Annotated in this window: 20 protein-coding genes and 2 tRNA genes; 2 read left to right on the forward strand and 20 right to left on the reverse strand. The window is 74.0% G+C overall.

Annotated elements, in window-relative coordinates:
* The first annotated feature begins 70 nt into the window (after positions 1-70).
* Positions 71-1,054, forward strand: coding sequence for a Rad52/Rad22 family DNA repair protein (locus rosag_RS19515; RefSeq protein WP_284351848.1), 984 nt, complete (start codon positions 71-73; stop codon positions 1,052-1,054).
* A gap of 31 nt (positions 1,055-1,085) precedes the next feature.
* On the opposite strand, the gene rosag_RS19520 is transcribed toward rosag_RS19515, so the two are convergent.
* The 4 genes from rosag_RS19520 to rosag_RS19535 all read right to left on the reverse strand — a co-directional run bounded on the left by rosag_RS19520 (position 1,086) and on the right by rosag_RS19535 (position 4,380).
* A tRNA-Leu gene (locus rosag_RS19520) sits at positions 1,086-1,168 on the reverse strand.
* 95 nt (positions 1,169-1,263) lie between these two features.
* A tRNA-Gly gene (locus rosag_RS19525) sits at positions 1,264-1,336 on the reverse strand.
* A gap of 55 nt (positions 1,337-1,391) precedes the next feature.
* Complete coding sequence (galK, locus tag rosag_RS19530; protein WP_284351849.1) at positions 1,392-2,573, reverse strand: galactokinase; 1,182 nt, start codon at positions 2,571-2,573, stop codon at positions 1,392-1,394.
* 31 nt (positions 2,574-2,604) lie between these two features.
* Positions 2,605-4,380, reverse strand: a complete 1,776-nt coding sequence (locus tag rosag_RS19535) for a glucosidase family protein (protein WP_284351850.1) — start codon at positions 4,378-4,380, stop codon at positions 2,605-2,607.
* Between the two features lie 129 nt (positions 4,381-4,509).
* On the opposite strand from rosag_RS19535, the gene rosag_RS19540 reads away from it, so the two are divergent.
* Positions 4,510-6,282, forward strand: coding sequence for a hypothetical protein (locus tag rosag_RS19540; protein ID WP_284351851.1), 1,773 nt, complete (start codon positions 4,510-4,512; stop codon positions 6,280-6,282).
* Here the strand turns inward: rosag_RS19540 and recN are convergent.
* From recN to rosag_RS19620, 16 genes are all read right to left on the reverse strand, one after another.
* Positions 6,266-8,026 carry a DNA repair protein RecN gene (recN, locus tag rosag_RS19545; RefSeq protein WP_284351852.1) on the reverse strand — a complete coding sequence of 587 codons (1,761 nt, stop codon included), beginning with the start codon at positions 8,024-8,026 and terminating at the stop codon, positions 6,266-6,268. The genes rosag_RS19540 and recN overlap by 17 nt on opposite strands.
* A gap of 105 nt (positions 8,027-8,131) precedes the next feature.
* Positions 8,132-9,106: an NAD(+)/NADH kinase gene (locus rosag_RS19550; RefSeq protein ID WP_284351853.1), complete on the reverse strand. Its 975-nt coding sequence runs from the start codon at positions 9,104-9,106 to the stop codon at positions 8,132-8,134.
* Between the two features lie 67 nt (positions 9,107-9,173).
* Positions 9,174-11,066 carry a 1-deoxy-D-xylulose-5-phosphate synthase gene (gene dxs / locus rosag_RS19555; protein WP_284351854.1) on the reverse strand — a complete coding sequence of 631 codons (1,893 nt, stop codon included), beginning with the start codon at positions 11,064-11,066 and terminating at the stop codon, positions 9,174-9,176.
* Between the two features lie 148 nt (positions 11,067-11,214).
* Complete coding sequence (locus rosag_RS19560; protein ID WP_284351855.1) at positions 11,215-12,144, reverse strand: polyprenyl synthetase family protein; 930 nt, start codon at positions 12,142-12,144, stop codon at positions 11,215-11,217.
* 3 nt (positions 12,145-12,147) lie between these two features.
* Positions 12,148-12,360 (reverse strand): exodeoxyribonuclease VII small subunit, encoded by a 213-nt coding sequence (xseB, locus tag rosag_RS19565; RefSeq protein WP_284351856.1) that lies wholly within the window; start codon positions 12,358-12,360, stop codon positions 12,148-12,150.
* An 11-nt stretch (positions 12,361-12,371) separates the two neighbouring features.
* Positions 12,372-13,841 (reverse strand): exodeoxyribonuclease VII large subunit, encoded by a 1,470-nt coding sequence (gene xseA, locus rosag_RS19570; RefSeq protein WP_284351857.1) that lies wholly within the window; start codon positions 13,839-13,841, stop codon positions 12,372-12,374.
* Entirely contained in the window at positions 13,838-14,752 is a 915-nt protein-coding gene (gene folD, locus rosag_RS19575) for a bifunctional methylenetetrahydrofolate dehydrogenase/methenyltetrahydrofolate cyclohydrolase FolD (RefSeq protein ID WP_284351858.1), read from the reverse strand. The genes xseA and folD overlap by 4 nt, the downstream gene beginning before the upstream one ends.
* A 22-nt stretch (positions 14,753-14,774) precedes the next feature.
* Positions 14,775-16,376 carry a ribonuclease Y gene (rny, locus tag rosag_RS19580; protein ID WP_284351859.1) on the reverse strand — a complete coding sequence of 534 codons (1,602 nt, stop codon included), beginning with the start codon at positions 16,374-16,376 and terminating at the stop codon, positions 14,775-14,777.
* Positions 16,377-16,631: 255 nt separating this feature from the next.
* Positions 16,632-16,991: a cell division protein ZapA gene (locus tag rosag_RS19585; RefSeq protein ID WP_284351860.1), complete on the reverse strand. Its 360-nt coding sequence runs from the start codon at positions 16,989-16,991 to the stop codon at positions 16,632-16,634.
* Entirely contained in the window at positions 16,981-17,289 is a 309-nt protein-coding gene (locus rosag_RS19590; RefSeq protein WP_284351861.1) for a hypothetical protein, read from the reverse strand. The genes rosag_RS19585 and rosag_RS19590 overlap by 11 nt, the downstream gene beginning before the upstream one ends.
* A gap of 11 nt (positions 17,290-17,300) precedes the next feature.
* Positions 17,301-19,748 (reverse strand): phenylalanine--tRNA ligase subunit beta, encoded by a 2,448-nt coding sequence (pheT, locus tag rosag_RS19595; protein ID WP_284351862.1) that lies wholly within the window; start codon positions 19,746-19,748, stop codon positions 17,301-17,303.
* A complete protein-coding gene (pheS, locus tag rosag_RS19600) occupies positions 19,745-20,815 on the reverse strand; it encodes a phenylalanine--tRNA ligase subunit alpha (RefSeq protein ID WP_284351863.1) in 1,071 nt (356 codons plus the stop codon). Before pheS ends, pheT begins: the two co-directional genes overlap by 4 nt.
* A 136-nt stretch (positions 20,816-20,951) precedes the next feature.
* Positions 20,952-21,326 (reverse strand): 50S ribosomal protein L20, encoded by a 375-nt coding sequence (gene rplT / locus rosag_RS19605; RefSeq protein WP_284351864.1) that lies wholly within the window; start codon positions 21,324-21,326, stop codon positions 20,952-20,954.
* A 17-nt stretch (positions 21,327-21,343) separates the two neighbouring features.
* Positions 21,344-21,544 carry a 50S ribosomal protein L35 gene (gene rpmI, locus rosag_RS19610; RefSeq protein WP_284351865.1) on the reverse strand — a complete coding sequence of 67 codons (201 nt, stop codon included), beginning with the start codon at positions 21,542-21,544 and terminating at the stop codon, positions 21,344-21,346.
* A gap of 19 nt (positions 21,545-21,563) precedes the next feature.
* Positions 21,564-22,058 carry a translation initiation factor IF-3 gene (infC, locus tag rosag_RS19615; protein ID WP_284351866.1) on the reverse strand — a complete coding sequence of 165 codons (495 nt, stop codon included), beginning with the start codon at positions 22,056-22,058 and terminating at the stop codon, positions 21,564-21,566.
* A 234-nt stretch (positions 22,059-22,292) separates the two neighbouring features.
* Positions 22,293-23,252: an MBL fold metallo-hydrolase gene (locus rosag_RS19620; RefSeq protein ID WP_284351867.1), complete on the reverse strand. Its 960-nt coding sequence runs from the start codon at positions 23,250-23,252 to the stop codon at positions 22,293-22,295.
* Positions 23,253-23,254: the final 2 nt, after the last annotated feature.

Consider the following 23,254-nt stretch of genomic DNA (forward strand, 5'->3'; position numbering starts at 1 on the left):
GCTCACGCGACGCCCTCGCAGCGCCGACCACGACACGACAACCGGACGGACGAGAGCAGGACAGGCAGCGATGATTGCGAGACACGAAGCGCAGATGGACAAGACGGACCTCTGGTCCGCACTGGCGGCCCCGCTCCCGGCGGGCGCCATCTCGTGGCGGCAGGACGGGCGGGCGGTGGAGCGCGACGGGCGGTGGATCGCCCGGTTCGTGGCCTACGTCGACGCCAACACGGTGCGCGAGCGGCTGGACGCCGTCGTGCCCGGCGAGTGGGACCTCACGCTCGACCTCCTGCCGCCGCTGGCGGGGCGCGAGGACGACGAGGTCGTGCAGCAGGCGTCCTTCAAGGCGCGCCTGCAGATCCTCGGCGTGATCCGCGAGGACGTCGGTACCGGGCGCGATTACAAGGCCGCGGCCACGGATGCGTTCAAGCGCGCGGCCGTGCGCTTCGGCATCGGCCACGAGCTGTACGCGATGGACCCGAACTGGGTGCAGGTCGAGGGCGAGGGTCGCTTCGCGAAGCCCGTCGAGGATCCGCAGGAGGCCTACGCGCGCCGGCATGCACGGCGCGGGACGGCCGAGCGTGCGGTGACGCGCGTGGCGGAGCCGGCGTCCGATCGCCCGGTGCGTGCGGCCGCGTCGGCAGTGCGCGCGGACCGTGCGGCCGACAAGGCGGCGGAGGCGTCGCTCGACGCGATGCCGGCGAGCGCCGTGGCGGTGACGCTCGACCCCGAGCAGGTGGCCTGCCCGAAGTGCGGCGGCCGGATGTGGGACAACCGGCTGACCAAGCGCAATCCGAAGGCGCCCGACTTCAAGTGCCGCGACCGCAGCTGCGACGGCGTGGTGTGGCCGCCGCGCGCGGCCTCGCCGGCCGCGGAGTCGGAGCCGATGGACGGTCCGCCGCCGGCCGCCGAGGAGGCGCCGGCGACGCCGGCCCGCCGCAAGCGGGCGCGGAGCGCGGAGCAGCCGGCCGCGATCGCCGCGGACTCCGGCACCATGGGGCTCGACGCCTCGCCGCTGGGCGCGGGCGCGCACGACGACGACCTGCCGTTCTGACGACGGCAGGCGTCGGGCGCCATGCCGGACGTGCCTGGGCCGGGACTCGAACCCGGACGACCGAAGGTCAGCGAGGTTTAAGCTCGCCGCGGCTACCGATTACGCCACCCAGGCAGGGCTGAACACTCATCCGCCGATTGCATCCGCGATCGGCATGCACGAAAACGCGGGGGCGGCCACTGGCCGCCCCCGCGTTGCGTCGTGCTGAGAGCGGGAAACGGGACTCGAACCCGCGACCCCAACCTTGGCAAGGTTGTGCTCTACCAACTGAGCTATTCCCGCGTCGTGCGCTGGAGTATAGCGGGGCGTCCGGGACGCGACAAGCGGGGCCGCAACGTCAGCCCGCGGTGGGCTCCAGATCCACCCGCGCACCGGCGGCCGCGCGCGAGATCCACGCGCGCGGCGTGAGCCCGAACGCTGCCACGTAGCGCGGAACCAGTCGGGCGGCCGCCGCCTCGAGCGCGTCGTGCGCGCCGACCGCGATCGCGCAACCGCCCCATCCCGCGCCCGTCAGCCGAGCGCCGCGCACGCCGTCCTCGCGGAGCGCCTGCTCGACGAACCAGTCCAGCTCCGGGGACGAGCACTCGTACAGGTCGCGCAGCGACGCGTGCGACGCGTTCAGCAGGTCACCGGGCAGCGCGCCGCCGTCGCGCAGCAGCGCCACGGTCTGCCCCACCCGCGCGGTCTCCTCGACGACGTGGCGCGCGCGCCGGTCGAGCGGGTCGGGGAGCGCCGCACGCTCCAGCAGCGCGGGCGTGGCCGCCGCGAGATGCGGAAGCTCGGGCTGCAGCGCGCGCAGCGCCGCCAGCGCGGCGTCGCACTCGGCGCGACGCGTGTTGAACGCCGACGAGCGCAGCGACCGCGGGACCGCCGTGTCGAAGATCAGCACCGACTCCGACATCGGCAGCCGCTCCCACCGCGCGGTGTCGCACCACACGTGGACCGCGTGGTCGACGCGCCCCAGCGCGGACGCGAACTGGTCCATGATGCCCGAGTTCACGCCGACGAAGCCGACCTCCGCGCGCTGCGCGAGCAGCGCCAGCGGCTCCATCTCGCGCGACGCGCCGGCGAGCGCGCTCGCCGCGAGCGCGAACGCGACCTCCAGCGCGGCCGAGGAGCTGAGGCCCGCACCCGCGGGAACGTCGCTCCACACCGCGACGTCGCAGGTCGGCAGCGTGACGCCGGCCGCCGCCAGCTCCGACACCACGCCGGCCAGATAGTCCCACCACGCGCCGGCGCGCTCGCGGGGCGCCGGATCGAAGCGCCCGCGCGTCGTCTCGCTCGCGCTCACCGCGCGCCACTCGGGCCCGCGGTTCGGCCGTACGGCGACGACCGTCCGCCGGTCGATGGCGATCGGCAGGACCTCGCCGCCGTTGTAGTCGGTGTGCTCGCCGATCAGGTTCACGCGCCCGGCCGCGGAGGCGATCACCGCGGGCTCGCCGCCGAACGCTTCGGCGAACAGCCGGCGCACGTGCTCCGTGCGCGGATCGTCGGCGACGTGCGTTCGCGCTGTCGTCATCCGGTCTACGAGTGCGAGGGTCAGGCGTGAATCACGCGTCGACGTTGAGGACCTGGACAGCGTACCAGGCCATGTAGGCCAGCAGCCCGGAGAGCGCCGCGTCGCCGCCGTTCGCGACCGCGCGCCCCTTCTCGTCCACCAGCTCGGCCGCGACGCCGTCGTCCAGCAGCGCGCGACGCAGCCATTGCAGGACGAGGGCCGCGTCCGGACCGAGGAGGCGGGCGCACTGCTGCGCCAGCTCGCGCGGGACGGTGCCGAGCCGCTTCGCGGTGCGCTTGTACGTCTGGTCCGCACGGTCGGCCGCGGCGTACAGCGGCAGCCAGAGCGCGGTGCCGATCGGGTCGTCGTCGAGCGCGCGGCTCCCCTTGAGGTCGATCGCCGCCGCCAGCGTCGGCTTACCCTCCGACTCCGCCGCGAAGTGCTTCTGCAGCGCGGCGCGCACGGCGTCCGGCTCCTGCACCTCCTTCGCGGTGTCCTCGTCGAGCGTGCGGCGGAAGACGTCGAGCGCCTGTGCGACGACCGCGTTCCCGTGCAGCGTGAAGGGGTGCGCGACCGGCGCGCCCGACACGCTCACCTCGGTGCTGTAGAGCGGGATGCGCTCGTCCTGCCGCGCGGCGATGTCGTCGTGCGCGAGGTACAGCGTATCCGCGACCACGGGCTCCTCGACCAGCTGGTCGTCGCCGGTGTCGCGCAGGTAGCGGTCGACCGCGAGCGCGTACGCGGCCGCGCCCTCCAGCGAGAACCCCGGCTCGAACAGCGTGCCGTCGATGTAGTGCACGCCCTGCCCCGGCGCGTAGCCGTGCAGCTCGCACGCGCGGATCAGCAGCTCGCGCGCGAGGCCGGGATCCGCGAGCTGGATCGCGGGCAGCGTCCAGGTCAGCGCCTCCCAGTCGCGCACCGTGAGCCCGCGGTCGTGCCAGGGCGCGCGCGTGCGCATCAGGTAGAAGTGCGCGTCGTCCAGCGCGCGCCCGCAGCCGTAGAAGTAGGCGAACAGCAGGTTGCGGTTGATGAGGCGATCCACCGCCTCGCTGCCCGTCACCTGCTCCAGGGCGCGCAGCGCCTCGCGCGTGGACGTCAGCAGCTCGCGCCAACCGCGGCGGCGCATCGCGGCCACGGTCGCCTCGGCGCCGTCGCGCTCCGGACCGGCCGCCAGGTAGAACGCCGCCTGCCGCGTCATGCCGCGCTCGACGCGCAGCGCGCGACGCACCGCGAACGTCGGACGCGTGCCCTCCGTCACCTCCACGCCCGCCTCGCCGTCGGCGCCGAGCGCGAACGAGACCAGGCCGGGGAGCGCGGCACCTTCGAGGACGACGAGGTCGCCCACCCGGCTCGCGCGGTGCGCGTCGTCGAACGCGCGCGGCGAGCGCACGCGCAGCTGCCGGTGGCCCAGCGTCCCCTCGAGCGCGAGCTCGACGTCCACCGTCTCGGGGCCGCGATTCTCGACGGCGATCGTGTAGACGGCGCCCGAGAGGTCCGTGTCGCGGCCGTGCGGTGCGAAGATCGTCCCGCGCACGATGAGCGAGCCCACCGTGCACGTGAACGTCGGCAGCCACTGCACCGCGCGCTCCCACGCGATGCCCTGCTCCGACAGCTCGCGCAGCACGCCGTTCACGCGCAGCGTCGGCTTGAGGAGCGGCGCGCCCGTGCCGGCCATGAAGTCGGCGTCGCCCGCGAACTCCACCGCCGCCCGCGAGCCCCGGTGCAGCACGCCCACGGCGTGCAGCGACCCGTCGGCCGGATGCACGCACGGAAGCGACAGCCAGTGGTTGCCGGTGACCTGCCAGGGGATCTGCGGAGGGGCTCGCATGCGTGCGGAACGGAATGAGCAGAGGGAGACGCCGCGCGGTTTGGTTGACGGCGCCCGGCGGCGCCGCTAATCTAGCCGCTCCGCGCCCGGACGGGTTCCGAGGCGCGGTTCTCGTTGCCTCCCAACGACTTGCGAATCCTCACGACGACCCGCGCGCGACCGCGCACCGGCGGCTTCCGGCTGCCGTCGGCGGGGCGCGCGGCGGCCGTCGCGCTGTGCCTGGCCTCCCTTCCCGCCGCGCTCTCCGCGCAGGCCGTGCTCGGCGGCGGCGACGACGCGACCGTGCTGCGGCGGGGCCGCGCGCGCATCCGGATCGGCGGCATCCTCGAGACCGCGACGGAGCGCTTCGGCGGGCGCGGCGGTGCGCTCCGCCAGCGCGAGCCGATCGGCGCCGACGCGTCGTTCGACTCGCTCGGCGTCGGCTTCCTGCCGACCTTCCTCCAGCCCGTGCAGGACACGCTGCGCGCGCTCACGGGGACTTCCGGCTACGTCGCGTCGCTCGGCCAGCTGCGCAGCGACGTGCGCGTCGACGTGCAGACGATCCCGTTCCTGATCGAGTACGGAGTGCTCGACCGGCTGACGGTGTCGGCGCTGCTGCCGTACGTGCGCACGCGCTCCTCGCTCAACCCGGTGTTCAACCCGACGGGCACCGAGGGCACGCTCGGCTTCAACCCCGCGACGGCGCTCGGCGGCTCCGGCGCGTCGACGGCGCTGCAGCGCAACGGGCTGGTGGCGCAGCAGCTCACCGCCGCGACGACGGCGCTGCGCGCGCTCGTGACGACCTGCGCCGCGCCGAATCCCACGGACCCGCGCTGCACGGGCTTCTCCGCCTCCGCGGCGAACGCGCTGGCCGCCGAGGCGGCCGCGGTGCAGTCGCGCATCGCGTACGTGTACGGCACCGGCACGTCGGGGTCGGGGCGCGCCTTCGTGCCGATCGCCGGCACCGCGCCGCAGCGCGCCGTGGAGGCGCGGCTCGCGGACCTGTCGCGCCGCTTCGGCACGTATCAGATCACGTCGCTCGCGGCGACGACGGCACCCGCGGGCGCGACGGCGCGGCTCGGCCTCGCGGGGCTGCAGACGCTGCTCAGCGACGAGCGGTTCGGCATCGCGGGTGACTCGCTGCGCGGCCTGGTACGGAGCGGCAGCGGCGACATCGAGCTCGCCGGCACGGTGCAGTGGCTCGACACCTTCCACGGCAGCGAGCAGGCGCGGCTGGCCCCGCGCGGGCTACAGCTGCGCAGCTCGGTGACGGCGGGCTACCGCGTGGGCGCGGGCAGCGGCGACTTCCCGAAGTACTGGTTCGACATCCCGACCGGCACCGGCGTCGACGCGTTCCTCTTCCGCTCCGCGACCGACGTCGTCTTCGGCCGCCGCTTCTGGGCGTCGGCGATCGTCCGGGTGATCCAGCCGCGCGCGGACCAGCCGATCGTCCGCATTCCCGCGACGCCCGACGAGCTATTCGTCCCGGCCGCACGCGAGGCGCAGATCGAGCGCACGATCGGCCGCGAGCTGCAGCTCGAGGTGAATCCGCGCGTCGCGCTCTCGGACTTCCTCAGCATCTGGGGCCACTGGCAGATGCGCAGCAAGGCGGCGGACGAGCACCGCGGCACCTTCGAGCTGCCGGCCGCCGGCGGCCAGCCCGCCGTGACGATCGACGCGTCGGTGCTCGACGTGGAGTCCGAGGCGCGCGAGCAGCGCGCGGGACTGGGGCTCAGCTACTCCACGCTCGCGGCGTACACGCGCGGCAAGGCGTCGCTGCCGCTCGAGGTCAGCTGGCTGTATCGCCGCACGCTGAGCGGCGAGGGCGGGCAGGTGCTGCGCGCGTCGGCCACGCAGCTGATGGTGCGCGCCTACCTGCGCGTGCTCGGCGACCGCACCCGGAACGTCACCGGCGTCCGCTGACGCGCTTCTCGCGCGCCGGGCGCGGCGCGGCGCCGTTCGACGCCGGCTCGCTCGCCGACGGCGCGGTGCGCAGCGCCGCGCCCGCGGCGGCATCGAGCAGCTCGCGCGCGTGGGCGCGACTGACCTCGCTCTCCGGATCGCCGCCGAGCAGGCGCGCGACCTCGCGCACCCTGTCGTCGCCGGCGAGGACGCGGACGTCCGCCGTCGTCACGCCCGCGCGCGCGCCCTTCGCGACCTGGATGTGGTGGTGCGCGCGCGCCGCGAGCTGCGGCAGGTGCGAGATCGCGAACACCTGATGGTGCTCGGCGACGCGCCGCATCGTCTCGCCGACCATCAGCCCCACGCGCCCGCCGATGCCCGCGTCCACCTCGTCGAACACGAGCGTCGGCACGCGGTCGAGGCGCGCGAGGATCGTCTTGAGCGCGAGCATCACGCGCGAGAGCTCGCCGCCGGACGCCACGCGCGCGAGCGGCCGCGCGTCGTGGCCGACGTTGAGCGCGACGCGGAACTCGACGTCCTCGGCGCCGGTCGGCCCGGGCTCCTCGCGCGGCGTCAGCGCGGCGCGGAAGCGGCCGTCCGCCATGCCGAGGTCCGGGAACACCGCCTCGACCGCGGCCGACAGCCGCTCGGACGCGGCGTGGCGTAGCGCCGACAGCGCGGCCGCCGACTCGTGCAGCCGCTCGCGCGCCTGCGCCTCGCGCGCCTCCAGCGACTTGAGGTCGATCCCGGCCGAATCCACCAGGTCGAGCTCCTCGCGCGCCTGACGCCCGGTCTCGATGACTTCAGCCAGCCCCGGCCCGTACTTCTTGCACAGGCGGAAGATCAGGTCGCGGCGGCGCTGCACGTCGGCCAGCCGCTCGGGATCCAGCTCGACGGCGCGCTCGTACTCCACCAGCTCGCGCGACAGCTCCTCGAGCGCGTAGAAGGCGTTGTCGTACAGCTCGTTGAGCCGCGCGAGCCCCGGGTCGATGCGCTCGAGGTTCGCGAGCGTGCGGTGCAGCTGCGCGAGCTGGTGCAGCACCCCGTCCTCGCCGCTCTCCAGCAGCCCGGCCGCGCCGCCCGACAGCGTGCGCAGCTCGTCGGCGTGCTCGAGGCGGCGCGCCTCCTCCTCCAGCCGCTCGTCCTCGCCGGCCTGCAGCTTCGCGTCCTCGATCTCCTTCACGACGTGCCGCAGGTAGTCGGCGCGACGCTCCGCCTCCGCGCGGCGCGCGGCGAGCGCGCGCATCTCCTCGCGCACGCGCGCCAGCTCGCCGGCAGCCTCGCGCACGCGCTCCGCCTCGGCCGTCGCGCCGCCGAACGCGTCGAGGATGCGGCGCTGCGAGTCCGCGTCGAGCAGCGTCTGCGCCTCGTGCTGCCCGTGCAGGTTCACCAGCAGCCGGCCGATCTCCGCGAGCACACCCGCCGTCACCGGCGAGCCGTTCACCCACGCGCGCGCGCGCCCGCCGGCCGCCACCTCGCGCTTGAGGACGACCGTCTGCTCCTCGACCTCGATGCCGCGCTCGTCGAGCGCGCGCGCGACGTCCTCGCGTCCCACGACGTCGAACACGCCCTCCACCGACGCGCGGTCGCTCCCGGTGCGGATCAGGTCCGTGCTCGCGCGCTCCCCCAGCAGGAGCCCGAGGGCGCCGACGATGATCGACTTGCCCGCACCCGTCTCGCCCGACAGCACGTTGAAGCCGCGGGCGAAGGGGACGGACAGCGACTCGATGATCGCGAAGTTCTTGATCCGGAGCTCGGTGAGCATGCGGCTGGAAGCGAAGCTACGTCCGTCGGGCCGTCCGTCCGTGCCCGGTCGACGCGTGGAGGTGCGCCGTTCCGCGCGCCGGTCGGCGGCGCGCGAATGGCGGCCTCAGGGCCTACCCGAAGATAGCCCGTCAGTCGGGCTCGCGCCGCCCGTCCCGGTGACGGCGCGTACGCTCGCTGGCGTCTGGCGCAGCAGCGCCGCGGCGGCGTCCTCGCGCGAGCGCTCGTCGCGCTCCGACAGCCCGCCCCACCCCATCTTCGTGCGCAGGCGCGCGAAGAAGCTGCTGTCGGCGAACCGCACGATGAGGACCGGCGTCGCCGCCCGGTGGATCACCAGCGTCTCCGACTCGCCGAGCGTGGTACCCGGCTGCCCGTCGAGGGTCACGAGGAGCTCCTCGGGGCCGTCGTCGGCCATCAGGCGCAGCTCGGCCGTCGGAGGCAGCACGAGCGGCCGGATCGCGAGCGTGTGCGGCGAGACGGCCGTCAGCACGATCGACTCGACGGTCGGCACCACGATCGGTCCGCCCGCGGACAGCGAGTACGCCGTCGATCCGGTGGGCGTGGCGACGACGACGCCGTCGGCCGCGAACGCGCCGATCGGCTCCCCGTCGACCCACACCGCGAAGCGCACGACGCGCGCGAAGCCGCCCTTGTGCAGGACGACGTCGTTGAGCGACCGCCAGCGCGCGTGCACCCGTCCGGAGGCGTCCACCGCGGCGGCGCGCAGCGCCATGCGCGGCTCGGCGTGGTAGTCGCGCTCGACCAGCCGGCGCACGCCCTCCTCCAGCCCGTCGGCGTCGCAGCTGGTCAGGAAGCCGAGCCGTCCCAGGTTCACGCCCAGGATCGGCGCGGCGCGGTCGTCGAGCAGCCGCGCGGCGCGCAGCAGCGTCCCGTCGCCGCCGAGGCTGAGCACCGCGTCGACTTCGGTATGCTCGTCGAAGACGTCGGCGTCGGACAGGAACGGCAGCAGCGGCGGCTCGAGGGCCAGCGACATGCCGAGCTGCGGCACGAGCGCGCGCAGCCGCTGCATGACGTCCGGCAGCCCGCCATAGTCGGAGTTGCCGACGATGCCGAGGCGCATCAGCGCGTGGACCGGGGTGACGTGCCCGACGTCGGGCGTGAGGCGCTGCGCCGGCGGCGATGCACGCTCAGCCCGCGACCGCCTCGCTCTCGTGCAGCGCGCGCACCCGCTCGGCGATGCCCGTCGCGTCCAGACCGCAGTTCGCCAGCTGGCGCTTCCGCGGCGCCGCGTAGATGATGCGATCGGGGACGCCGTGCGCCACCACGCGTACCGACGGCTCGCGGCGCTCGACCACCGACGCCATGTACGCGCCGAAGCCGTTCACCACGGTGCCCTCCTCGACCACCAGCAGCGACCGGTGGTCCGCCAGGAGCGCGGTCAGCGTGAGCTCGTCGTACGGCTTGAGGTAGCGGCAGTTCACGACGGTCACGTCGAGCCCCTCGGCCGCGAGCGTCTCGGCCGCCTCCAGCGACGGGCCGACCATCGTGCCGACGGCGAGGATCGCGACCTCGCGTCCGCGGCGCAGCACCTCCCACGTCGCGTGCGGCGTCGCCTCGATCTTCGCGAGGTCCGGCACCGCGTCGGGCACCACGTCGCGCGGATAGCGCACGCAGAACGGGCCCGCGTCCTGCTCGACCCCCGCGCGCAGGAGCGCCAGCAGCTCGGTGCCGTCCTTGGGCGCGGTGACCGTCATGCCGGGCACAGCGAGCATGTACGCGATGTCGTACAGGCCCATGTGCGTCTCGCCATCCTCGCCGACGAGGCCCGCGCGGTCCATCGCGAACACCACCGGCAGGTGCTGCAGCGCGACGTCGTGCACGACGTTGTCGTAGCCGCGCTGCAGGAACGTCGAGTAGATCGCGACGATGGGCTTCACGCCGCGCGTCGCGAGGCCGGCCGCGAACGTCACCGCGTGACCCTCCGCGATGCCGACGTCGAAGAAGCGCTTCGGGTGCGCCTTCGCGAACGCGCCCGTGCCCGTGCCGCTCGGCATCGCCGCGGTGATGACCGCGACGTCGGGATCGAGCGTGCCCAGCTCCGCGAGCCCCTTCCCGAACACCGCCGTGTAGGCCGGGTTCGCGGTCGACGCCTTGAGCTGCTTGCCGGTGGACGGATCGTGGCCCGGCGGCAGCGCGTGCCACTTCTCGACGCTCTCGCCGGCTGGGAAGCCCTTGCCCTTCTGCGTGATGACGTGCACGAGGCGCGGGCCCTTCAGCTCGCGCACCGCCGCGAACGTGTCGACCAGCTGGTCGATGTCGTGGCCGTCGATCGGGCCGAAGTAGCGGAAGCCCAGCTCCTCGAACAGCACGCCCGGCGTCAGGAACGCCTTGACGCTCTCCTCCCACTTCCGCAGCAGCGTGCCGGGGACGCCGGTCTTCCCGCCCATGCCGTCGGCGATCTCGCCGATCTTCGAGCGCAGGCGATTGTACAGCGAGTTCCGCTGGACGGAGGTGAGGTACTTGTGCATCGCGCCGACGTTGGGCGCGATCGACATCTCGTTGTCGTTCAGCACGACGATGATGTCGCGCTCCGAGTGGCCCGCGTTGTTCAGCCCCTCGTACGCCAGGCCGCACGACAGTGCGCCGTCGCCGATGACCGCGGCGACCTTGAAGTCCTCGCCGCGCAGGTCGCGCCCCACCGCCATGCCAAGGGCGGCCGAGATGGAGGTCGCGGCATGGCCGGCGCCGAAGGCGTCGTACGGGCTCTCCGTGCGCTTGAGGAAGCCGGAGATGCCCTCCTCCTGGCGCAGCGTCTCCATCCCCTCGTCGCGGCCCGTGAGCAGCTTGTGCGGGTAGCCCTGGTGCCCGACGTCCCACACGAGCTGATCGCGCGGCGTGTCGAGGACGGCATGCAGCGCGATCGTCAGCTCGACGACGCCCAGGCCCGCGCCGATGTGGCCGCCCGTGCGCGAGCAGACGTCGATCAGGCGCGCGCGCATCTCGTCGGCGAGCGCGCGGAGCTCGTCGCGGGAGAATGCCTTGAGGTCGGACGTCGACTTCAGGCGGGCGAGCAGGCTCATGACGATGCGAGGGAATGGGGCGGACGGACGACGGCGGGCCAGGGCTGCGGGCCCTCTTCGGTCAGCGCCGCGACACGGAATCTACTGACCAACGGCCGGGACGGCAGGACCGATCCCGGCCGGGCCCCTCACGGGCCCGGGAGCGGCCTCAGGACCGGCGGGCGACCGTGAACCGGGCCAGGTACTCGAGCGCGGGCGTCAGCAGCCCGACGGCGGCGAGCGCCCCGCAGGCGTCGTCGATCAGCGCCTCGGCGCGGCGCATCGCGCCGTCGACGCCCAGGAGCGCCGGATAGGTGCTCTTCTGCAGCGCCAGGTCGCGCCCCGCGGTCTTACCGAGCTGGTCGGTCGTCGCCGTGACGTCGAGGACGTCGTCGGCGATCTGGAACGCGAGGCCGACGGACGAGCCGTAGCGCCGCAGCGCCTCCAGGCGGTCCTCGCCCGCGCCCGCCGCGATCCCGCCAAGGACCGCCGCCGCGAGGATCAGCGCGCCCGTCTTGGCGCGGTGGATCCGCTCCAGCCGCTCCAGCGACAGCGCCTCCCCCTCCCCTTCCAGGTCGAGCTGCTGGCCGCCGATCATCCCGCCGGCGCCGGAGGCCTGCATGAGCTCGCGCACGATCGCGCCGCATGCGTCGTCGGGGAGCCCCAGCGCGACCGACGCGTCGAGCGCGCACCGCGCCGCCAGCGGCACCATGGCCAGCCCGGCGGCGGTGGCCGCGGCGACGCCGTAGACGCGGTGCACGGTCGGCCGGCCGCGCCGCATGTCGTCGTCGTCCATGCACGGCAGGTCGTCGTGCACCAGCGAGTAGGCGTGCACGACCTCGACGGCCGCAGCGAGCTCCGCGCCGTCGCCCGCGCCGCCCGCGGCCTCGTACGCCGCCAGCACGAGGATCGGGCGCAGCCGCTTCCCCTCGCCCAGCAGCGAGTAGCGGATCGCGTCGGCGACCACCGGCTCCAGCGGGCCGAGGTGGCGGTCGCAGAACGCGCGCAGCGCCTCGTCGACGCGACGCCGCTGCGCCGCGAAGCCGCGCGCGGCCTCCTCCAGCGCCGCGTCCTGCACCGCGTCCACCCCGGTCGTCATCGCTCAGCCGTCCAGCGCGGGCAGCTCGAAGGTGCCGTCGGTCTTCTCGACCAGCAGCTTCACCTGTGCCTCGGCGCGCGCGAGCTCGGACGACGCGTCGCGGAGCTTCGCGACGCCTTCCTCGAACAGCCGCAGCGCACGGTCGAGCTCCAGCTCGTCGTGCTCCAGCTCGTCCACGATCTCCTGCAGGCGGGCGAGCGTCGTCTCGAAGGTCATCGTCGGGGCGGTCAGGCGTCGTCGCGCGGGCGCGCGGTGGCGGGCACGGTGCCGTCGCGCACCTGCAGCTCGAAGGGCATGCTCGCGGCGAAGTCGGCGACGCGGGACAGCGGTCGGCCGTCCGCCGAACGCGCGACGGCGTAGCCGCGTGCCAACGTGGCGAGGGGGCTGAGCGCGTGCAACCGGCCGGCGAGCGTCTCGACCGCCGCGCGCCGTCGCTCGGTGACGCGCGTCGCGCCCAGCACGAGATCCTCGCGCGTGGCGACCAGCCGCTCGCCGGCGCGGCGCACGTGCCACGCGCCCAGGTCGCGCAGCGCGTCGGCCAGTGCGCGCACCTCCGCGCGCACCTCGGCCAGCACCGGCACGCACGCCTCGGCCGCGGCAGAGGGCGTCGGCGCACGCAGGTCGGCGACCAGGTCGCAGAGCGTGATGTCGACCTCGTGCCCGACCGCCGACACGATCGGCACCGGGCACGCGGCCACCGCGCGCGCGAGCTGCTCGTCGTTGAACGCCCACAGGTCCTCGCGCGCGCCGCCGCCGCGCCCGATGATCACGACGTCGACGTCGCGCCACCGCCCCACGCGCTCGACGGCCGCGCGCAGCTCCTCGGCCGCGCCGTCGCCCTGCACCTTCGCCGGCACGACGACGATCTCGACGAGCGCCGAGCGACGCCGCGCGACGGCGACGATGTCGTGGAGCGCGGCGCCGTCCGGGCTCGTGATGACCGCGACGCGACGCGGGTAGCGCGGCAGCGCGCGCCGGCGCGCGGGATCGAGCAGCCCGTCGGCCATCAGCTTGGCGCGCGTCTGCTCCAGCGCCTTCCGCCACAGCCCGTCGCCCTGCGCCTCGATCGCCTTCACGCTCAGCTGCAGGTCGCCGCGCGCGGCATAGACCGATACCTGACCGAGCGCGACCACCTGCATGCCGTCGTCGGGCATCGCGGGGAGGCGCCGCGCGTCGCGCGACCACATGACGCACTTCACCTGCGCCACCTGGTCGCGCAGACAGAAGTAGTAGTGGCCGTTGCGGTGTGCCTTGAAGTCGCTGATCTCGCCGCGCACCCAGAGCGGCACGAACGCGCCCTCGACGACTTCCTTCAGCGTCTGCGTGAGCGTCGAGACCGTGATCGCCGCGTTGGGCGTCGCGCCTGGGATGCCGGCGTGGGCCGCGGGCGCGCGCTCCTCCTCCTGCAGCATCGCGTCGAGCGCGGCCTGCAGCTCCGCCTCGCTGCTCGCGGCGTCGAGCCCCGCGGCCGCGGCGAGCGCGGCGAACGCCTCCATCTCGGGCGTCGGGCGCGCGTACGGATCGACCGCGGGCGCGGGCGTCGCACGCGCGGCGGTCGGACGCGGCGCCGCCTTCGGGGTCGCACGCGGCGGGCCGAAGAGCGCCTCACCCACGTCGCGACGCGGCGCGGGCGGCTCCGGCGGGAACAGGTCCAGCGCGTCGCCGTCCGGCGCGCCCGCGCGCCGGCGGCGCGTCACCGGGCGCCCGCGTCCGCGACGCCCGCGAGCTGTCGCGCCGCGCGGACGGTGTTGGCGAGGAGCATCGCGATCGTCATCGGGCCGACGCCGCCGGGCACCGGCGTGATCGCCGACGCCACCGACCGCACGGCGTCGAAGTCGACGTCGCCCACCAGCCGCGTCCCCGTCTTGGTCGTCGGGTCGTCGATGCGGTTCATCCCGACGTCGATGACGACCGCGCCCGGCTTCACCATGTCGGCGGTGACGAAGCGCCCGCGCCCGATCGCGGCGATGAGCACGTCCGCGCGACGCGTGTGCGCCGCGAGGTCGCGCGTGCGGCTGTGGCAGACCGTCACGGTCGCGTCGACGCCCGGCTGCATCAGCAGCGCCGCCATCGGCTTGCCGACGATGTTGCTGCGGCCGACGACGACCACCTCGGCGCCCTTGAGCGGCACGCCCGCCTCTTCCAGCAGCACCATCACGCCCGCGGGCGTGCAGGGCGCGAAGCCGTCCCGTTCGCCGATCAGCAGCTTGCCGACGTTCGCCGGATGGAACGCGTCGACGTCCTTGTCCGGGCGGATGCCGCGGATCACCGCCGCCGGTTCAATCTGCTTCGGCAGCGGCATCTGCACGAGGATGCCGTGCACGCGCTCGTCGGCGTTCAGCCGGTCGACGACGGCGAGCAGCTCCTCCTGCGTCGTCGTCGCGGGCATGCGGATCGTCTCGCCGCGCATCCCCGCCTCGACCGACTGCTTCTCCTTGTTGCGCACGTAGACGGCGCTCGCGGGGTCGTCGCCCACCAGCACGACGGACAGCCCGGGCGTGAGCCCGTGCTCGGCCTTCAGCCGCGCGACCTCCTCGGCCACGCGCGCGCGGACGCCCCGGGCGACCGCCGCGCCGTCGATGAGGCGCGCGCTCCCCTCGTCCTGCACGACGGCGTCCGTCGCCGACGCCTCAGCGCGCAAAGTCCACCGCCCGCGTCTCGCGAATCACGACCACCTTGATCTGCCCCGGATACTGCAGCTCCGCCTCGATGCGCCGCGCGATCTCCTCGGAGAGCGCCGTCATGCGCACGTCGTCCACGTCCTCGGGCGTCACCACGATGCGCACCTCGCGGCCCGCCTGGATCGCGAACACCTTCTCCACGCCGCGGTAGCTGGACGCGATCTTCTCGAGCCCCTCCAGCCGCTTCACGTACGTCTCGAAGGCCTCGCGGCGCGCGCCCGGGCGCGACCCGCTGATCGCGTCGGCGGCCTGCACGAGCACCGAGACCTCGCTCTCGTGCGGCACGTCGTCGTGGTGCGCGGCGATCGCGTTCACCACCAGCGGATGCTCGCCGTAGCGCGTGGCCATCTCGACGCCGAGCTGGACGTGCGTGCCCTCGTGCTCGTGCGTGAGCACCTTGCCCATGTCGTGCAGCAGCGCGCCGCGCTTCGCCATCGCCACGTCCAACCCCAGCTCGGCCGCCATGATCCCGGCCAGCCAGGCGACCTCCTTGGAATGCTGGAGGATGTTCTGCCCGTAGCTGGTCCGCCACCGCATGCGCCCCACGAGCTTGATGATCTCGGGGTGCAGCCCGGCGACGCCGACCTCGTAGGCCGCCTGCTCGCCGGTCTCGAGGATCTGCTTCTCGACCTCCTGGCGCGCCTTGTTGACGACCTCCTCGATGCGCCCCGGGTGGATGCGCCCGTCGGAGACCAGCTTCTCCAGCGCCTGCCGCGCGACCTCGCGCCGCACCGGGTCGAAGCACGAGACGACCACCGTGTCCGGCGTGTCGTCGATGATGACGTCGACGCCCGTCGCCAGCTCGAAGGCGCGGATGTTCCGCCCCTCGCGGCCGATGATGCGCCCCTTCATCTCGTCGTTCGGCAGCGCCACCGACGACACGGTCGTCTCCGCCGTGTGCTCGGCGGCGATCCGCTGCACCGCCAGCGCGACGATCTTCTTCGCCTCGCGCTCGGCGTTCCGGCGCGCGGTCTCGCGGATCTCGCGGATGCGGTTGGCGGCGTCGGCCTGCGCCTGCTCCTCCATGCGGCGCATCAGCTCCGCCTTCGCGTCCTCGGCGGAGAGGCCGGCCAGCTCCTCGAGCCGGCGCGTCGCGTCGGCCTTCAGCGCGTCGATCTCGCCCTGCTGGTCCGCCACGACCTTCTCGCGGCGCCCCAGCTCGCTGGCGCGGCGCGCCAGCTCGCGGTCCCGCTGGTCGATGGTCTCGCTCTTCCGGTCGAGCTGCGCCTCGCGCTCCTGCAGGCGGCGCTCCTCGCGCTCGACCTCCTCGCGCCGGCCGCGCACCTCGCCGTCCTGCGCCTCGCGGAGCTTGAGCAGCTCCTCCTTTCCGCTGACGACCGCGCTCTTGCGCGCCGCCTCGGCCTCGCGCTCGGCGTCGGCGAGGATGCGCTGCGCGCTCTCCTCGGCCGTCGCCTTGGCCGCGCGCTGCCGCTCGACCTCCTCGGCGCGGCCGACGGCCCGGCCGGCGCCCTTGCCGTACACGAACGCCCCGACGGCGGCGCCCAACGCGACGAGCACGCCCAGCAGGGCGAGGATCGCTTGCTCTCCCATGTCGGATCTATGCTCCAGCGCGGCGCAGGCGCCGCGCAATCGACCGAGTATGCGCCCATCCGGGAGGCGGACCGGACCACCGTCCACGCGCGCCCGGCGCGGCGCGCCGGACCACCCTCCCATCCCAGCGCCTGATCACGCACCTAACCACAACGCACGCTTGCACCTACGGAGTCCTGCCTGACGCGCAAGCTACCCGGCGCCCCCGGGAAAGGCAACGCGGCCTCGACCACGGCCCCGCGCGGGAGCGTGCCCTCAGCCCTGCGACTCGCCGCGCTTGGTCGGGGGGAGCCAGCGCCGCACCTCGGCGGCCAGCTCGCTCGTGCGCGTGCCCAGGTCGCGCGCCTCGGCGCGCGCGCGGAACAGCTCGTCCGTGATCTGCAGCGCCGCCAGGATCGCCGCCTTGTGCGTCTCCACGACGGTGCCGCTCGACATCACCTGCCGGATCACGCGGTCCACGTGCGCCGCGACGTCGCGCGTGTGCGCGGCCGGCGCGTCCGTGCGGATGTTGTAGTCGTCGCCCAGGATCGAGACGCGGACCGAGCTGCGCCCGCCGCGCGGCGCGGTGTGGTCCTCCGCGCGCTCCTCCGTGCGACCTTCCTCGTCAGCGCTCACCGTCGGCCTCCTGCTGCTGGCGGAGGAACCGCATGCGGTCCGCCATGGTGCGCGTCCGCTCCGCCGCCTCGGCGAGCCGCGCGCGCAGCTCGACGTTCTCCGCCTCGGCGCTCGACAGCCGCGCCTGCAGGCTCTCCACGCTCTCGCGCGGCGCCTCCGTGCCGTTCGCGGGACCGGACAGCTCCTTCACGCGCCGCTCGGCCTCCAGCGCGCGGCGCCGGAACCACGCCAGCTCCTCGCCGAGGTGCCGCACCAGGCGCTCCAGCTCCGCGAACGCCTCCGCCGCGGGTGCGACCACCGTCCCCGCCATCAGCCGGCCCGCGGGCGCACGCCCAGCTCGGAGTCCAGCGCCTTCAGCAGCTTCTGCCGCCGGCCCTCGACCTCCTTGTCCCGCAGCGTGCGCGACGGATCGCGTAGCGACAGGCGCCACGCGAGGCTGCGCGAGCCCGCGGGGACGTCGCCGCCGCGGAACTCGTCGAACAGCGTCACCCGCTCCAGCAGCTCGCCACCGGCGGCCCGCAGCACGCGCGCGACGTCCGCCGCCGTGACGGCGTCCGGCACCAGCAGCGCGAGGTCGAGCTCCACCGCCGGCGTCGACGGCAGCGCGCGCGCCTTCACGTGCGGCGGCGCGGCGGCGGGCGCGGGCGGCGTGGAGAGCCGCGCGCCGCGCGCCGCGACCGGCGCGGACTCCACGGGCGCCAGCGTCAGCTCGACGCCGAACGCCGGCGACGCCCACGGCGGGGAGTCGAGCGCCACGCGCCGCACCGCGCCGACCTCGTGGCCGTCCACCTGCACGCTCCAGAGCCGGCCGGTCTCGTCCTGCGCTGGCACCAGCGCCACCGCCGCTCCGGGGAACGCCGCCGCGGCCGCGACCTCCGCGATCCCCTTCGCGTCCCAGGCGTCGAACGCCGGCGGCTTGGGCTCCGTGAAGTGCGGCGGCCGGCGCTCGCCCATGATCAGCGCGCCGAGCTGCCACCGCTCGTCGGGGCGGCCGTCCGATCCGGGCGCGAACACGCCGCCGATCTCGAACAGTCGCACGTTCCCCTGCATGCGCGACAGGTTGTACTCCGCGCGACGCGCCAGCGTGTCGAGGACGTACGTCCGCAGGTGCGGCTCGTCCTCGGCCAGCGGGTTGCCGACGCGCACGTGCGTCGCGTCGTCGCCGCGCACGAACGGCAGCGGCTTCGTCTCGAGCAGCCCCTGCGCGACGAGCGCATCGCGCACGCGCAGCGTGACGACGTGCATCGGGTCGTCCGGGACGCTCCCCGCGCGGAACGGCCGCAGCTCGTCAGGCAGCGCGTCGAAGCCGACGAGGCGGACGACCTCCTCGATCAGGTCCACCTCGCGCGTGACGTCCTGCCGCCACGACGGCGGCGTGACCGTCCACGCGGTCTCGCCGCCCGCGGGCTCTCGCGCGACACCGAAGCCGATCGCCGACAGCAGGCGCTCGACGTCCGCGTCCGGGACGGACTGGCCGAGCAGGCACGTGATGCGCGAGGCGCGCAGGCGCACGGCCGGCAGCGCGGCCGGCGCCTCGCCGACGTCGAGCACCGTCTTGATCGTGCCGCCCGCGACCGCGACGATCAGCCCCGCCGCCTGCGCCAGCCGCTCCAGCGTCGCGCCGCGGTCGACGCCGCGCTCGAAGCGGTAGCTGGCGTCGGTGCTCACACCCGCGCGGCGGCGCGACACGCGCACGCGCCGTGGGTCGAACAGCGCGACCTCCAGCAGCACGTCCGTCGTCGCGCCGCTGACTTCCGAGTCCTGCCCGCCCATCACGCCCGCGATCCCCTGCGCGCGCTCGGCGTCCGCGATCACCAGCGACTCGCCGTCGAGGATGCGCGCGTGGCCATCGAGCGTCGTCAGCGCCTCGCCCGCCCGCGCGCGCCGCGCCACGAGCGTCGCGCCGCCGACGCGCGCCAGGTCGTACGCGTGCGCCGGCTGCCCGAGCCCGTGCAGGACGTAGTTCGTGACGTCGACCACATTGTTGATGCTGCGCGCGCCGACGCCCGCGAGTCGCTGCACGAGCCACTCCGGGCTCGGGCCCACGCGCACGCCGCGGATCACCGCCGCCGTGAAGCGCGGGCACCCCTCCGCGTCGTCGATGCGGACCGTCACGCCACCGGCGCTCGCCTCGCGCGCGCCGCGCACCGCGGCCGGCGCCGGTGCCAGGTCGCGCAGCTCCGGCGGGAGAACGAGCGGCACGGCGGTCAGCGCGGCCGCCTCGCGCGCCACGCCGAGCTGCGAGAGCAGGTCGGGGCGGTTCGCGAGCACGTCGAGCTCCAGCCGCACGTCGCCGGTCGGCATGATGTTCAGCAGCGGCGTGCCCGGCGCGGCGTCGGTGGCGAGCGTCATGATGCCGTCCGCGTCCTCCCCGAGCCCGAGCTCCGCGGCCGAGCAGAGCATGCCGGCCGAGGTGAAGCCGCGGATCTTGCGGCGCTCGATGACCATCCCGCCCTTTCCGGGGATCACGGTCCCGACGCGCGCGAGCGGGTACTTCGCGCCCAGCTCCACGTTCGGCGCGCCGCACACGACCTCCAGCAGCGTGCCGCTGCCGTCGTCGACGCGATTGAACGAGAGCCGCGTCTCCGGGATCTTCTCGGTGTGCACGACCTGCCCGACGATGAAGGGCGCGAGGTCGCCGCGCAGCGCCTCCATCCCCTCCAGCGTCGCCGTGTGCGTGCTGAGCAGCTGCCCGATCTCGGCTGCCGTGCGCCCGTGCGGGACGAAGGCGCGCAGCCAGTCGTGAGAGACGATCATCCCTCGCCTCGGCTCGGGACTGCGAACTGTTCGAGGAAGCGCACGTCGGAGTCGTAGAAGCTGCGGATGTCGGGCACGCCGTGGCGCTGCTGCGCGATGCGCGCGGGCCCCATGCCGAACGCCCAGCCCGTGTAGCGCTCGCTGTCGAGCCCCGCCGCCTCAAGCACGGCGGGGTGCACCATGCCGGAGCCGAGGATCTCGGACCAGCCGGTGTGCTTGCAGGTCGCGCAGCCGCTGCCGCCGCACACCTGGCACTGCACGTCCATCTCGGCCGACGGCTCGGTGAACGGGAAGAAGCTCGGACGGAAGCGCGTCTTCGTCTTGCCGAAGAAGCGACGCGCGAACTCCGCCAGCGTGGCCTTGAGGTCGACGAAGCTGATCCCCTCGTCGACCGCGAGCCCCTCGAGCTGCGCGAACGCGGGCGCGTGCGACGCGTCGAAGAAGTCGCGGCGGTACACCATGCCCGGGATCACGACGCGCACCGGCGGCGCGTAGCGCTGCAGCGTGCGCACCTGCACCGGCGACGTGTGCGTGCGCAGCAGCACGCTCTCACCGGGCGCGGCGCCGTCCTGGCCCGCGAGGTAGAGCGTGTCGTGCACGTCCATCGCCGGGTGGTCCGACGGGAAGTTCAGCGACTGGAAGTTGTACCACTCCGACTCGGCCTCGGGGCCGAGGGCCACCGTGAACCCGAGCTCGCGGAAGATCGCGCAGATCTCGTCGATGACCGCGGTGACCGGATGCACGGCGCCCCGCCAGGTGTGGCGGGCCGGCATCGTGAGGTCGAGCGCGGGGCCGTGGCCGGCGGCGGCGGCCTGCCGCGCGGCGAAGGCGTCGAGCGCGTCCTGGATCGCGGTCTTGAGGCGGTTGAACGCGACGCCGGCGTCGCGGCGGTCCTCGGGCGCGAGGCTGCGCAGCGCGCCCTGGAGCTCGCCCACGCGCGCGTCCTTCAGCGCGTTGAGGCGGCCCTTCGCGTCGTCGAGACGCATCGCGGGGTCGAGCCCGTCCAGCAGCGCGCGCGCGTCCTGCTCGAGCTGCGCGGCCTGGGCGAGGTAATCGGAGAGTTGCACGGGCGGACGGAGGGTGCGGAAACGACGACGGCGGTGCGCCGTAAGGTCGCACCGCCGTCGGTCACTTTCAACGGAACGCCGGCGGCTCGCGCCGCGCGGTGTCCGGGAGCACAGCCTCGCGGCGTCGCGCCGCGCGTCAGGCCGCGGTCTGCGCCTTGTCGAGCGCCTGGCGCGCCTGGTCGGCGATCGCGCCGAAGGCCTGCGGATCGCGCACCGCGATGTCCGCGAGGATCTTCCGGTCGATCTCGAGGCCGGCCTTCTTCAGGCCGTCGATGAAGACGCTGTAGCTCATGCCGTGCTGGTGGGCCGCGGCGTTGATACGCACGATCCACAGGCGACGGAAGTCGCGCTTCTTGTTCTTGCGGTCGCGGTAGGCGTAGCGCCAGCCGCGCTCCACGGTCTCCTTGGCGGCCTTCCAGAGCTTGGACCGGCCACCGTAGGCGCCCTTGGCCGCCTGGAGGATCTGCTTCTTCCGCTTGAGGCGCGGGACGTTCGAGACTGCGCGAGGCATGGGTCAGGTTCCTCCGGTCAGGACGCGAGGAGGAGGCGCTTCATCCGCTTCGCCTCGCCGTTGGTGGCGACCGTGGTCGCGCGGCGGAGGTTCCGCTTCCGCTTCGGGGACTTCTTGGTCAGGATGTGGCTCTTGAACGCCTTGAGGCGCCGCACCTTTCCGGTGCCCGTCACCGAGAAGCGCTTCGAGGCGCCCCGGTGGCTCTTCATCTTCGGCATACGTGCACCCGCTCCGAGATCACTTCGGGGTGAGAATCATCGTCATGGCCTTCCCTTCGAGCCGTGCGTCCGCCTCGATCTTCGAGATGTCGGCGAGCTCGGTGGCGACCCGCGTCACGACCGCGCGCCCCAGTTCGGGGTGCGTGATCTGTCGACCGCGGAACATCAGGGTGACCTTGACCTTGTTGCCTTCCTCGAGGAACCGGCGGGCGTGCCGCGTCTTCGTCTCGAAGTCGTGCTCGTCGATGCCAGGCCGGAACTTCACTTCCTTCAGCTGGATGACGTGCTGCTTCTTCTTGGCGATACGGGCCTGCTTCGCCTGCTCGAACTTGAACTTCCCGTAGTCCATGATGCGGGCCACGGGAGGGCGGGCCATCGGGGCCACCTCGACGAGGTCGAGCCCCTGCTCTTCGGCGATGGCCAACGCCTTGTCGACCTCGAGAATACCGAGCTGGCTGCCGTCAGCGGCGATGACGCGGATCGGACTGATGCGGATCTGCCGGTTCACGCGCACGCGCTGCTTCGTCGAGTCCTGAATGGTGGTGCTCCTCGGGAAGGGGGAACGAAAAAACGCGGCCTCCGGGATGGAGTCCGCGCAACGCGTCCAAGCGCCGCGGGCGACGGATCGCCCACGACGAGAGTCGGGTAGTCAGGACTCCTGCAGCACCTGTCCGCCGGAAGCGGCGCGAGGGCCAGAGGGTGGGGGCGGCGACTAGCCGCCCCGCTTCGCGAATTGTGACCCTACAAGCTATCCGGGCTGCCGGGCGACGTCAACGGGAGCCTCCCCGCCGCCCGGTCCGGCCCCCGCGGGGTGCTTCACCGCGTTCCCCACCGCCTCGGCCAGCGCGTACGCCTTGCCGTCGTGCGCCACGTGCCCGAAGCCCGTGTCGGGGTCGTGCTCGAAGATCAGGAGCCACCCCTCCTCCTGCGCCCGCCGCAGCACCCGCCGCTTGCTCTCCAGCGTCACCAGCGGCTCGACGTCGTAGCCCATGATCCAGGGCAGCGGCAGGTGCGCCGCCGTCGGGACCACGTCGCCCAGGAAGCAGGCCGTCTCGCCCGCGCTCCGGATCACGACGCTCTGGTGAAACGGCGTGTGGCCGGGCGTGGGGAGCGTGCTGATCCCCGGCACGATCTCCCCCTCCCCGATCACCTCGTCCATCAGCCCCGCCTCCATCAGCGGGACGAAGTTGAGCGGCAGGTAGCTGGCCGCCGTGCGCTCGGTCGTGTGCGTGGCGTAGTGGTACTCGCCGCGCTGCACGACGTAGCGCGCGTTCGGGAACGCCGGCCGCACGGTGCCCGACGGGTCGCGCCACGTGTTGCCGCCGGCGTGGTCGAAGTGCAGGTGCGTGTTGATCACCAGCCGGATGTCCTCGGGGCGCACGCCGACCGCGGCGAGCCCGTCCTCGAGGTGCGTGCGGCCATCCGCGCCCGCGTTGTCGATGGCGTAGAGCGCGTGGAACTTCTCCGGCTCCTTGTTGCCCAGCCCCGTGTCGATGAGCACGGGACCGTCCTCGTGCTCGACGAGCAGGCAGCGCATCCCCATGCGGATGCGGTTGCTCGCGTCGGCCGGTGCGCGGCGCTCCCAGAGCGGCTTGGGCACGATGCCGAACATCGCGCCGCCGTCGAGCGCGATCCCGCCGGCCTGGATGGCGTGCAGCGTGAGGCGTCCGACGCGGCGGGTCTCGACGAGAGGCGTGGGTGCGGGCACGG

The sequence above is a fragment of the Roseisolibacter agri genome (assembly GCF_030159095.1).
Taxonomy (GTDB): Bacteria; Gemmatimonadota; Gemmatimonadetes; order Gemmatimonadales; family Gemmatimonadaceae; genus Roseisolibacter; species Roseisolibacter agri.

Coding starts and splice junctions, on each gene's coding strand:
- rosag_RS19515 (WP_284351848.1), top strand. CDS start 71: ATGATTGCGAGACACGAAGCGCAGATGGACAAGACGGACCTCTGGTCC.
- galK (WP_284351849.1), bottom strand. CDS start 2,573: ATGACGACAGCGCGAACGCACGTCGCCGACGATCCGCGCACGGAGCAC.
- rosag_RS19535 (WP_284351850.1), bottom strand. CDS start 4,380: ATGCGAGCCCCTCCGCAGATCCCCTGGCAGGTCACCGGCAACCACTGG.
- recN (WP_284351852.1), bottom strand. CDS start 8,026: ATGCTCACCGAGCTCCGGATCAAGAACTTCGCGATCATCGAGTCGCTG.
- rosag_RS19550 (WP_284351853.1), bottom strand. CDS start 9,106: ATGCGCCTCGGCATCGTCGGCAACTCCGACTATGGCGGGCTGCCGGAC.
- dxs (WP_284351854.1), bottom strand. CDS start 11,066: ATGAGCCTGCTCGCCCGCCTGAAGTCGACGTCCGACCTCAAGGCATTC.
- rosag_RS19560 (WP_284351855.1), bottom strand. CDS start 12,144: ATGACGACCGGGGTGGACGCGGTGCAGGACGCGGCGCTGGAGGAGGCC.
- xseB (WP_284351856.1), bottom strand. CDS start 12,360: ATGACCTTCGAGACGACGCTCGCCCGCCTGCAGGAGATCGTGGACGAG.
- rny (WP_284351859.1), bottom strand. CDS start 16,376: ATGGGAGAGCAAGCGATCCTCGCCCTGCTGGGCGTGCTCGTCGCGTTG.
- pheT (WP_284351862.1), bottom strand. CDS start 19,748: ATGATCGTCTCTCACGACTGGCTGCGCGCCTTCGTCCCGCACGGGCGC.
- rplT (WP_284351864.1), bottom strand. CDS start 21,326: ATGCCTCGCGCAGTCTCGAACGTCCCGCGCCTCAAGCGGAAGAAGCAG.
- rpmI (WP_284351865.1), bottom strand. CDS start 21,544: ATGCCGAAGATGAAGAGCCACCGGGGCGCCTCGAAGCGCTTCTCGGTG.